Source organism: Mycoplasma sp. 327 (assembly GCF_053851655.1).
This window is the reverse complement of record NZ_JBSQBA010000009.1, coordinates 1-12,919: the sequence shown is the minus strand read 5'-3', so window position 1 is coordinate 12,919 and position 12,919 is coordinate 1. Positions and strand designations below refer to the sequence as shown.

Here is a 12,919-nt window from a genome sequence, read left to right as displayed (position 1 = left end):
TATGGAAAGAAAATATTCAGAACAAGAACAAATAAGAAGAAACAAAATTTCAATCTTAGCGCAAAAAAATATTAGAGCATTTAATTCAACTATTAGACCAACTATTTCATCGCAAGAAATAATGAAATTGTATGAAAGCAAAACAAGAGAAGCAATTGATGCTGAAAATAAATTTGTTGTTTTTAATGGTAGGGTTGTCGCTCAACGTGGTCCTTTTTTAGTATTACAGGACCGCAATGGTAAAATGCAAATTTATATTGATAAAAAAATATTAGATGAATTTTCTCAAGAAGTTTTAAAACAATTAGATCTAGGTGACATTATTAGTGTTGAGGGATTTATCTCCAAAACCCATACCGAAGCATTAATGATCAAGGCCTCAAAACTTGTTTTATTAACAAAGTCATTAAAGCCATTACCTGATAAATACCATGGTTTAGTTGATGCAGAAGAAAGACGTAGACATCGTTATGTTGATACAATAGTTAATGAAGAATCAAAAAATACTTTTATCTTAAGAACCAAAATTATTAAAGGTGTACGTGAATTTTTTGATAATTTAGATTATCTCGAAGTTGACACTCCTGTATTGCAACCAATATTGGGTGGAGCTGCAGCTAGACCTTTTAAAACATTTTATAATGCTTTAAACCGTGAATTCTATTTAAGAATAGCCACAGAATTGCCATTAAAAAAATGTATTGTTGGTGGCCTGGAAAGAGTTTATGAAATTGGACGTATTTTCCGTAATGAAGGGGTTGATAGTACACACAATCCTGAATTTACCTCAATTGAATTTTATGAAGCATATTCAGATATGTGAGGAATGATGGAAAGAACGGAAGGCGTATTTAAACACTTAACCACAAAGTTAAATATTAAAAATGTTAAATTTAACGGCTATGAAATAGAATTTAAATACCCTTTTGCAAAGATTAATATGGTTGATGCCGTTTCGCAAAAAATAGGAATTAATGTCCGTAATTTAAGTGATGCTCAGGCCCTTGAATTAGCTAAACAACATGGAATCAAGACGCAAAAATATTATAAGTTAGGTCACGTTATTAATGAACTATTTGAGAAATATATCGAAGAAACATTAATACAACCTACATTTGTTTATGGCCATCCCATTGAGATTAGCCCCTTAGCATTTAAAGAATTAGATGATGATCGTTTTACTCAAAGAGCAGAATTATTTATTGGAACCAAAGAATTTGCTAATATGTTTACTGAGCTTTCAGATCCTATTGATCAGCTAGAAAGATTTGAGTCCCAACTTGAGGAAAGAGAAAACGGTAATGAAGAAGCAAACGAAATTGATTGGGATTTTGTTAACGCTTTAGAATATGGTCTTCCGCCAACAGGTGGCTGCGGAATTGGGATCGACCGTTTGGTAATGCTTCTAACTCAAAATGATTCAATTAGAGATATTCTCTTATTTCCACAATTAAAAGAAATAAAATAATTTTAAATAAAATATGTTCCACAATAAAGGACATATTTTATTTATTTAAAAATGTGTTAATATAATATAACTAAAATAAACTTATGGGAAATAAAACGTTTACTCAAGCAATAAAAGAAGAAATTATAAATAGACCATTAAAAAAACAAGATAAATTAAACTTGTTAAGTGGTGTTTTTGCTACGTCAAAAATAGAAGAAAATGCTTTTAAATTAATCATTAATAATAAAATAATATTTGAATTTATTAAGCAGCTTTTAGTAGAACAATCAATTCCTTATTTTTTAGAGAGAAAAAATGAATTTGTTATTGAAATTGCAGATTTTTATAACGGAAAATTAAAATATGAACGTGAATATTTTTCTGGCATCTTTTTAGCATCGGGCTCAGTCTCGAATTTTGAGAGTTCTTCAAATCATCTTGAATTGAAGTTTTATAATTTTGATAATGCTCTACAATGTTTGACTATACTAAATAAATATAATCTTGAATTTAAATTATTAAAAAGAGAAAATAAATTTTTAATTTATTTAAAAAAAATTGAACATATTTGTGATTTTTTAAAAGCTATTGAAACGGTTAATTCATATTATCAACTTGAAGAATATAAAATTGAACGAGATTATTTTAATAATATAAATCGCATTACAAACTTTGATATATATAATCAACAACGAATTGCTAATGCTAATATCCAGTTTTTAGAAAACTATGATTTTGTGCAAAAAAATAACCTAACATTTCTTTTTACTAAGCAGGAATTAGCTTTTTTTAAAATTAAAAAAAATAATCTTGATAGTAGTCTATCTAACCTGGTGGAACTATTGGCTAATAAAAAAATTTATAAGTCAAGATCATCATTAAATCATTCGTTAATAAAATTAAGAACATTTGTAAAGAAATATAGTTCAAAAAATGTTAAACTAGCCAAAACCTAGAAAAAATAATATATTTTAAAATTAATTTGCATAAGTTTCTTAGCAATTTAAATGCTATTTTTGGGTTTAAAATCGAATGAATTGATAAAAATCCGTCGCTTTTATTAAATTAATAAAATTTAAAAAGTAGTAAAATTTATATTGTGAATTACACAAATCAAAACTCACATTTCACAACTGAACAATAACGATTAGTTTTCTGATCGTTATTGTTTTTTGTTTTTAAGTAAAAAAATGAAAGGATAAATAATGAAAAGAAGTAATAAAATTTTATTCTCATTAAGTGGTTTATCACTTTTTGCAGTCCCTATGTTTTTAGCATCATGTGGTCCTTCACATTCTAGTGCTAGATATGACCAAGTTTATGATGGCAAATTAAAAATTGCTACTGGTTTTTCTGAAAATAATGTTCAAGGTATTGGATTAAAAACTATTGTTAGTGAATTTAACAAATGATTAAAATCTGGTTCAGCTGAAGAACAAGCTAAAAAGACTGAAAAAGGTTATTTACCTGTTGAAATCGTTTTTACACCAAATGGTTATTCAACAAATGCCTTAGAAACTAAATTAAGTGCAAAAGAAACAAAAGAATTTTGAAATATAATGATTAACTACCCAACTGCTGCATCTATATTGGCAAAGTTGGACATGAATTTGGCCTTACCAAATGATGTTTATGAAAATTTGAATATTGCCGAAGCATTTAAGCATGTTAATGATGAAATTGGTGGTAATCTAGAATCAAAAGAAAAATGAGTAGTTCCATTTTCAAGATCTTCTGAAATGCAATCAGTTAATAAGGTTCTTTTGGGTAAATTATTAAAAGAATTAAAAGCTGCTGGTGTTAAAATGGGCGAAGATACTTCAACCAAAAAAGTTAAAGAATACATTGATTATTATGACAAGACATCAAAGAGTGATGCTAAATACGTAGACACTGAGTGAGCAAAGAGCAAAGCTACTGATATGGAAGCTGCTGAAAAAAGTATCTTAGAACTAAATTTAACACTTGATGACTCAATTTTTCAAGAATATGATAAATTAATTAATTTTGCTATTGCTGCCAAAAAATTATATCCAAATGATTTAAATAAACCTATTTTAGGCATTGACTCATTAGCATCAGTTGTTAATGTTATGAATGTTGCTATCACTAAGGGTAATGTAAGTGAACAATATATTAATCCTTCATCAGGTCATGATCTTACTGGGGGATATGATTATGAATCATTTAAACAAAATGGCACATTCCAAAATGAATTATTTAAAAAAATAACAAAAACTATTTTTGATGGTATTAAATCTGGAGCAGTTTGAATTGGCGGTGGTGGAGCTTATGGTTCAAGCTTATTAACTAAACATAATATGGCAATAAGCATTGGTTCAACAGCCGGATACTCACATACATATATAAGTGGTAATACAGAAACAATAAATTATATTAAGGATCAAAAAAATAAAGTTGAAAAATTATATGAACTTGTAAATAAAGGCGAAAAAGATGGTAAAGATGTTGTATTAAAATTCAAATCAGGAAGACATATAAATAATATCTATGCAAAAAATTTATCACAAGGTACTACTGTTGACCAATATGATAAACAATTAGCATCTAAAGAAGTCGAGGTAAAATTAGTTGATGAATTTAATAAAAATAAGGATTATCGCTTATTAGCCGGAAGCGTTGAAAACAATAACCTAGTTTTATCAAGTACACTAAAAATTGCACTTAGTGCTGAAGAAATAAAGAAAGTAGTTTCATTAGGTACAACATTTGTTAATGATGGAAGTTCATATGTATTAGTTGATAAAAGTTTAATTTCACAATTAGTATTTACCGCTGAAAAATTATTGAATTTTGATGATGCTGATTGAATTAGTACTCCATTGGTTAAAGATGCTTCTAAAGATAAAAAATCAGTATTTATTCAAGGGCCTTCACTTGTTTTGATTCATGCTAATGAAAAAGAAGATAAGGCAACCCAATTATTTGTACAATGATTGTTTAAGGAAAAAATAGCATCAATAAGTTTTACAAATAAAGGTAAAACTACTGAATACAAAAATGTTAAGCCAATTGATGCATTTAATTACTTTGGTAGCTATATTTCGCCAACTGCAGATTACATTAATCAAGATGTAAATGGAATTAAAGGTTTAAATAGAGCATCAAAAATTGCATTTGAAAACTTCAAAAAAATCCAAACAAACAGCAATGAATATCAACCGGCAGAAGACGTTTATTCAACATCTTCTGATAAACTAAGAGAATCAATTGGTTCCGCTGGTAGAGCTATTGTTAACAAGGTTTTAAATAAAAAACCAGTTAAATTTGAAGATTTTATTAATGAAATTCTTAAATTATTTGCATAATATCAAAATAAAAAAATACAAAATTTTTGTGTTTTTTTAACAAAAGGGAAGAAATGAAAAAAATAAAATTATTTTTATTAGCACCAATTTTTACCTTTCCACTATTGTCCGTTTCTTGTCAAAATGAAAAAACAAAAGAATACTATGATAATTTAAAATTAAATGCTACTTTTTTATTTGAACCTAGCAATTATCACAGTGTTGGAAAAACATTAGATAATGTTATTGAAACTGAAATTATTGATGATGTGGAAAAAGGAACAACTAAAAAAATCGCTTTATCATTATGAGAAAACTTTGGGGCTGTTGAGGGGCAAGTAACTCAAGTATTTGATGGTGATACTATCGAAGTTACAATCAAAAAAAATCTGACCTCAAAAACAACCTTTGAGAATGGACAAAAAATTAAGATTAGAATTCCATTAATTGATACTTTAGAGCAAAATACTAAGGATACAACAGAGCGTGAAAGAAAATTATCAAATCTTGATAGTGCTTATGTTGAGGGTATTCTTCAAGGTAAAAATGTAAGACTAGTATCTGATAATTGGTCTAATAATTCATATAGTAGATACGTTGCGTATGTATTCTTTGGCGATTCATTTGAAAAAAACTTTAGTATTGAAATGTTGGCTAATGGTTGGACATTACCAAGAATTGATGCTTTAGATTTTAAAACATTTGTTAATGATTATGAAAAAACCGAAAAGAGCGCAGTATTGTCTTATTTATTACCTTATGCTGCAAGGGCTTTTAATGACGGATATTTCAACAATAAAGGATTTTATGCTAAAGAAGGTGTTAATATTTCTGTCGGCGGTCAAGACCTTAACCTTAAATTTAAATTGCCAGTTGATTTGTCAAAAGAATATCAAGCTCATGGCTCTGATTTGATTAATGATGCATATCAATTTATGTATCCATTTAATATTGAGAAAAAAAATAAACAAAAATTTGTTAATCCACAAAATAATATTTTTGAATTTTTAGGAACTAAACAATCAAAGAAAGAAGTAAAATAAATGAAAAAGGAAAATAAAAAAATAACGCAAAGCCATATTCACGGTTTTTCTCAAGAACGTTATCAGGCTAAAAAATTAGTTCCTGCGATCGAAGTCAAGGATTTAGTCATTGACTTTGGTGAATCACTAGCTGTTGATAATGCTTCTTTTGCGATTGAAAAAGGAGAGTTAGTTACATTACTAGGCCCTTCAGGTTCAGGTAAAACTACTACTCTGAATGCCATTTCTGGATTATTGCGTCCTACAAGTGGAAAGTTATTTTTCTCTGGTGTAGATGTTACAAAGTTTTCACCTCAACAAAGAGAATTGGGGTTAGTGTTCCAAAATTACGCTTTATACCCTCATATGACTGTTTATGATAACATAGCATTTCCACTATTGAATGATAAACACTGAAAAGAAGAAATTATTGAAAAATCAAAATTAGCTCAACAAAAAATATTTGAACTAATATTTAAGTTCTATGGGGTTTCTGAAGAACTTATTTCTGAAACAAGAACAAAACTATACCACACTATTGATAATCCGCGCGAAACAAGAAATTATTTAACTGAGTTAAAAACACAATATAACAATATTATTGATAATGAAGTAAATAACTATAATTTCATTGTTACTAAAAAAACAGCTATCTTATCTAATTTAACTAAAAAAGTTTTAAAAGATATTAAAGATGTTAGGGAAGAAACAAATAAGTTACTTAATGACTTAGAAATTGAACGCGCTGCAAAAATAAGTGAAATTAAAGAACAAATTGAAATTATGATGGTTAGAGATAAGTCAGGGTGTGGTGATTTATTTGAAAAGCAAAAGAGTATTATAGTTGAATTTTCTAATAAAAGAAAAGAAATTAAACAACATCTTAAAGAAAAGATTAAGAATCTTAAAAATGAGTATGTTAAAAGATATAATGAAAGTAGACTTGAATATACTCAAAAGGTCAACGAAGCAAAACAAATTTTGAGAGAAAAAATTGTTGTTCAAAAGACCGATCCTATCGGAATGCAAATTAAGCAAATTAAGGAACGTTTAAAACATACGAAGATTGAGACGGAAACAGTATACAAAGAAGCTATTCGTTCTTTAATTATTCCAATTTTAGAAAGCAATAATATAAAAACAAGAAATTTAAAGAAGTCATTAAATGAATTAATTGCTTTATTGCCAGATGATTTACAAAAAGAAATTAGAATTTTAGGCAAAGATGTTTTAACAATAGAAGAAGCAATTATTAGAGATGTTTTAGATGTTGCTCAAAGAGTTGAAATTACTAAAAATTTACGTAAGAGACCAACGCAGTTATCAGGTGGGCAACAACAACGTGTTGCTATTGCTAGAGCTATTGTTAAGAAACCAAAGATTCTTCTATTGGATGAACCTTTATCAAACCTTGATGCTAAGCTACGTGTTTCTACAAGAAAATGGATACGTTCTATTCAACAAGAACTTGGAATTACAACAGTCTTTGTTACCCACGATCAAGAAGAAGCTATGTCTATTAGTGACAAAATTATTTGCATGTCTACTGCCAAAGTTCAACAAATTGGCGCTCCAATGGAACTTTATTTAACGCCTAAAAATGAATTTGTTGCTAAATTCCTTGGTGTTCCTGAAATGACTATTTTTGAAACACCAATTAAAGATGGATATGTATATTACGAAGGACAAAAATTAATTAAAGCCCCTGAAAATTACAAAAAAGCAACTATTGACTTAGGATTTCGCGGTGAATCGTTGGTTGAAGACGAAAACGGAATTATTACTGGTGATATTAAATTAGTTGAATATCTAGGAAAAGAAATCCAAGCCCAAATTTATATAAAATCAATTGATAAGATTGCTAATGTTTTCCTTTCGGCTAAAACAAAATATGAAATTGGTGAAAACGTTAGATTAAGTATTAAAAGAAAAGAATTGTACCATTTGTTTGATGTTGATACAAAGGAAAGAGTTTAATGAACACTTACTTTTGAAAAAAATATCGTATCAAAAAGACAGGGGAAGCTCTAAGTATATTAAATACTAAAACACCATTTTGAAAACCATTTTTATTGATGTTGCCTTCCTTAATTGCCTTGGCGTTTATGATTATTATTCCATTTATTCTTGTTATTATTGTATCATTCCGTGCCCCAACATCATTTAGAGGATTCGGATGATCAATAGCAAATTATTATCAAACAAAAGGAAAAGCAGGGGTTTTTAATGATCCTAAATTTGATGTAGCAGTTGTTAATTCATTGCTATATGCCGTTGTAGCTCTACCAATAGGGCTTTCAATATCAATATTAATAAGTTCTGCTATTACAACGGTAATTAGAAGATATGCACGTAGTTTTTGACAAACTGTTTTCTTCTTACCATACATGACTGGTGCTGTAGCTGTTTCGCTAACATTCTCAGCTATTTTTGGTAAAACAAGTGAAGGTGCTATCTTTCCACTGTTGTATGGTTCAGGTAATAGATGAAATCCCTTTATAGTGATCTTGATCCGTGGGATTTGAGGAGGATTGGCCTTTCAAGTGTTAATTCTAACCACATCAATGTTATCAGTTAATCCTGACTTATATAAATCGTCAGCAATTGATGGCGCAAGTAGTGGGTCTCAATTCTTTAAAATTACCCTACCTTCAATTCAAAAAACAATTTCATTCTTATTTACGATAGGAATTATTAATGGTATTAAGGTCTTTCCGTTGGCCTTATATAATAACGATGCCTCAGCTTCTATTACAGAAAATGGTAGTACGTTATTGCTTTACATTTTTCAAGCAACAAAATCTGGAGAATTCGGAAGAACCGCTGCTGCTTCAGTGTTCTTATTTATACTAGGTACCTTAGTTTCATTTACATTGAAGAAATCAGTATCATCAATTTTTAAACTAAAAACTAAATTGGGAGAAAGAAATGTTATCAACAAGCTTAAAGCTGAGATACAAAAGAGAAAAATCAGCTTTAAAATCTAAACAAGAATTAATGTCCAAGCCTTATTCAACAACAAATGTATGAGGCAAAATATTCTCTTGATCATTTAAAATTGCTATATTAACATTCTTTAGTTTCTTAGTTGTTCTTCCGTTTTACTTTATGATTGAGCAATCGCTTGTTGACCCAAGATTTTATGGCCAACCAGGTTCAAAGATTGCTTGATGACCATTTGATTATGAAAAATTCTTGTCAAATGGTAAAGAGTTTGGCGGCAATTTGGGAACTAGTTTTTACTTTAGTAATTTCCTACAATCACTACAGGAAGGTTATCTACAAGCACTAGTATTCACAGCTGGATTTACAGCTTTATCTGTTGTTGTCAGATTATTCTTTGCAACTACACTTGGTTATGCATTATCTCTTAGAAATTGAAGAGGAAAAAATGCATTTTTCGGAATGCTATTATCATTGTTAGTTATTCCTGAAATTACTTTATTGTCTTTACAATATACGTTAGTTTCTAAAGCCGGTTGAATCGGTACTAAAAATCCATTAATTATTATTTCAATGGTTGTCCCATTTGCTACATCAATTTTTAATGCATATATGTATAAAAACGCTTTTGAAGCTATTCCAAATTCAGTTAAGGAATCATCAATGCTTGACGGGGCAAGTGGAATTAAGTACTTCTTTAATGTAGCTTTACCTATGGTTAAAGCCACAACATGAACAGTTATTATTTTGACCGCTCTTGCTTCATGGAATTCATATACATGACCTGCATTATTGTGAGATGCAGCACCTGGTAAAACTGCTGGTTATTATGCACCAATTAACTTATGATTATTTACAACCGGTAGAGTTGAAGTAGATGGTGGCGAAGCACAAATAATTTTATCGGTAAGAATGGCTGCTACAATTTTAGCTATTTTGCCTATGATGATTGTGTACTTTGTTTTAAGAAAGAGAATTATGGCTGCTATTTCTAGACAAGGAAATGCAACAAAAGGATAAACTATGGATTATAAAAATTACAGTATTATAAATGATCAACAAAAAACAAAAAAAGTTGGAAAAAGAGTTTTGAGTTTTGTAGGAATTTTAACAGTTGTTGTTGCTGGTTTAGTTATACTAGGATTCATAATCTATGGTTTAATTGTTGGTGTAACTAATATATTCACTCAAGACACATTAAGATTATTGAGTTAAAATAGAATATACAAAATCTAATTAAAACAGATCTTTATAATAGGTCTGTTTTAATTTGTCTATTTTTTGCTAAATTTAATATAAAATATTAAATTATGAAATTTTTTAAATTCAAATCAACTGAAATGCGTATTGCAGAGCAAACATTAAAAAAAATTAATCAATTAGAAGAAAGTATTGCCAAATTAAGCGATGAGGAACTGAAAAATAAAACAATTGAATTTCGTGAAAGAATTAGGTTAGGCGAGAGTCAGGATGATATTAGACCTGAAGTTTTTGCTGTTTCACGTGAAGCAACAAAAAGAATTTTAGGCAAAAGACCTTATGATGTGCAAATGATAGGTGGTATTATTCTTGACTTAGGTTCTGTTGCAGAAATGAAAACAGGTGAGGGAAAAACTATTACATCTATCGCCCCCGTTTATTTAAATGCTATTGGTGGCAATAGTGTTATTGTTTCAACAGTTAATGAGTATTTAGCAGAACGTGATGCTGAGGAAATGGGGCAAGTTTTTAAATTTCTCGGTTTAAGTGTTGGTATTAATAAAGCACAAATGCATACTAATTTAAAAAGAGAAGCTTATGCATGTGATGTTGTTTATTCGGTTCATTCAGAATTAGGTTTTGACTATCTAAGAGATAATATGGTTATGTCAAAAGAAGAAAAAGTTCAAAGAGGGCTTGATTATATTTTATTGGATGAGGTTGATTCTATTCTAATTGATGAAGCTAAAACACCATTAATTATATCCGGTGGTGATCATGAAGAAAGTACAATGTATACTATTGCAGATTTATTTGTAAGAACATTGAACCAAAATGATTACTTTATTGACGAAGAAACAAAATCTGTTTATCTTACTGATGAAGGAATTGAAAAAGCAAATAAATATTTTAATTTAAGAAATCTATATGATCTTGAAAATTCGGAGCTTGTTCATAGAATTCAAAATTCATTAAGAGCTCATAAAGTTATGAAGCTTGACGTTGAATATATTGTTAGAAATGATAAGATCGAACTCGTAGATTCGTTTACTGGTCGTATTATGGAAGGGCGCGCCTATTCCGAAGGTTTGCAGCAAGCAATTCAAGCGAAGGAAAGAGTTGAGATTGAATCAGAGACAAAGACACTTGCTACTATTACATATCAAAATTTCTTTAGATTATTTAAAAAAATTAGCGGTATGACTGGTACTGCCAAAACGGAAGAAAAGGAATTTATTGATATCTATAATATGCGTGTTAATGTTGTTCCAACAAATAAACCAGTTATTAGAAAAGATGAAAAAGATGAAATTTATGTTGATATGCATTCTAAATGAATGGCCGTTGTTAAAGAAGTAAAAAGAGCCTTTCAGCGTAAACAACCTATTTTAATTGGAACAGCACAAGTTGAAGATTCTGAGGTTCTGCATGAATATTTATTGCAAGAAGGCATACCACATACTGTTTTAAACGCAAAACAGGATGCTAGCGAAGCTGAAATTATTTCAAAGGCTGGCCAAGCAAGTGCTGTAACTATTGCTACTAATATGGCAGGACGTGGAACGGATATTAAGCCAACAAAAGAAGCTATTGAACATGGCGGTTTATACGTTCTAGGAACAGAAAAAGCCGAATCACGTCGTATTGATAATCAACTTAAGGGTCGTTCTGGCCGTCAAGGGGATATAGGTTATACTAAATTCTTTTTATCGTTAGATGACCAATTAATTTTGAGATTTTCTGTTCAAGATAGATGAAAGGAAATATTTAAGGAATATGGTTCAAATCCTATTCCTGGTGAATTAATTCGTTCAGCATTTTTAAAAGCGCAAAAGAAAATTGAAGGTTTTAACTATGATAGTCGTAAAAGTGTTTTAAATTTTGACGACGTTATTAGACAACAACGCGACCTAATATACGAACAACGCGACTTAATTTTGGAACGAGACGATTTGGGTTCAATTATATACAAGATGTTTAATGTGGCTGTTAAGCAAATTGTTAATAATCCTTATTTTGTTAAGAAAAATGACACAATGGATTTTGATAATTTTGCCGAATATCTAAATCGTAATTTTATGCTATTAACTCAGCATCAATTTGAACCAGGTGAAATTATAAAAATGGATCGTGAAGAGTTAAAAAATTATATAACAAATATCTGAAAAAAAGAATATGACCGTTTAAGACAAAACATAATTGAAAAATATGGTTTAACTTCATTAGTAAAATCAGAAAGAAATATTATCCTAAATGTTTTTGATTCAGGATGGCAAGACCATATTAATGTTATGGACAAATTGCGTCGTAGCACTCATTTAGTTCAGTATGCTCAAAAAAACCCATATCAAATTTACACTAAATTAGGTTCAAAAAAATTTAAGGAACTTACTGATAGAATAGCAATGGAATGTAGTATTAACTTATTGAATAACTATGAGGCATTGCCTTCCTCAAATAGCCAAATTGATTTTCCTTGATTGGCAAATAATATTAATCCAAACAATATTCAAGAAAGCATTAATGCTGCAAATGAATTTATTAACTTTTTACTTGAATCAGAAAGAAAACGGCTAGTTTCTGAAGGAAAAACCCCAGAAGAAATAGTTGAAATTCTTAATAATCAAAAGAATGAAGTTTTGCGTGAATTTAAACTAAAATTAGAGGGTTTTGATTCCACAACAAAAAGAACAAATTAAATTAATTTGTTCAAAAAAGTGGCTGTTTTGCCATTTTTTTATTTCTTAGTTTAATGATTGAATAGCGAATTAAATAAAACTAATTTATGTTAGTGATATTTTTGCAGTAAATATGTTTTTTATTAGATCAAGGACGTAAATTAGAATAATGTTAAGTAGTAAAAAGTGCCTTCATAAATGCCTTGGTTTTGTCTAAATTTTGGTCATAATTAGAGCATTAATCGCGAAATTATGCCAAAACAAAAAAAAAAAAAAAATACTATAAAATATGCTTTATAAACTCAATTAAACATAAGG

General features: G+C 29.1%; 9 protein-coding genes. All 9 read left to right on the top strand.

Annotated features, from left to right (window positions below):
- The first annotated feature begins 1 nt into the window (after position 1).
- The 9 genes from lysS to secA all read left to right on the top strand — a co-directional run bounded on the left by lysS (position 2) and on the right by secA (position 12,622).
- Complete coding sequence (lysS, locus tag ACWXVS_RS02710) at positions 2-1,468, top strand: lysine--tRNA ligase (RefSeq protein ID WP_438340341.1); 1,467 nt, start codon at positions 2-4, stop codon at positions 1,466-1,468.
- 83 nt (positions 1,469-1,551) lie between these two features.
- Complete coding sequence (gene whiA, locus ACWXVS_RS02705; RefSeq protein ID WP_455994922.1) at positions 1,552-2,406, top strand: DNA-binding protein WhiA; 855 nt, start codon at positions 1,552-1,554, stop codon at positions 2,404-2,406.
- A 249-nt stretch (positions 2,407-2,655) separates the two neighbouring features.
- Complete coding sequence (locus tag ACWXVS_RS02700; RefSeq protein WP_455994919.1) at positions 2,656-4,779, top strand: P68 family surface lipoprotein; 2,124 nt, start codon at positions 2,656-2,658, stop codon at positions 4,777-4,779.
- A 53-nt stretch (positions 4,780-4,832) separates the two neighbouring features.
- Positions 4,833-5,801 (top strand): thermonuclease family protein, encoded by a 969-nt coding sequence (locus tag ACWXVS_RS02695; RefSeq protein ID WP_455994917.1) that lies wholly within the window; start codon positions 4,833-4,835, stop codon positions 5,799-5,801.
- Positions 5,802-7,757 carry an ATP-binding cassette domain-containing protein gene (locus ACWXVS_RS02690; protein ID WP_444704795.1) on the top strand — a complete coding sequence of 652 codons (1,956 nt, stop codon included), beginning with the start codon at positions 5,802-5,804 and terminating at the stop codon, positions 7,755-7,757.
- Complete coding sequence (locus ACWXVS_RS02685; RefSeq protein WP_438340336.1) at positions 7,757-8,767, top strand: carbohydrate ABC transporter permease; 1,011 nt, start codon at positions 7,757-7,759, stop codon at positions 8,765-8,767. The genes ACWXVS_RS02690 and ACWXVS_RS02685 overlap by 1 nt, the downstream gene beginning before the upstream one ends.
- Entirely contained in the window at positions 8,709-9,743 is a 1,035-nt protein-coding gene (locus ACWXVS_RS02680; protein ID WP_455993653.1) for a carbohydrate ABC transporter permease, read from the top strand. Before ACWXVS_RS02685 ends, ACWXVS_RS02680 begins: the two co-directional genes overlap by 59 nt.
- Before the next feature lie 3 nt (positions 9,744-9,746).
- On the top strand, positions 9,747-9,938 hold the full coding sequence (locus ACWXVS_RS02675) for a hypothetical protein (RefSeq protein ID WP_438340334.1): 192 nt from the start codon (positions 9,747-9,749) through the stop codon (positions 9,936-9,938).
- Between the two features lie 95 nt (positions 9,939-10,033).
- Positions 10,034-12,622, top strand: coding sequence for a preprotein translocase subunit SecA (secA, locus tag ACWXVS_RS02670; protein WP_444704793.1), 2,589 nt, complete (start codon positions 10,034-10,036; stop codon positions 12,620-12,622).
- The last annotated feature ends 297 nt before the right edge of the window (positions 12,623-12,919 follow it).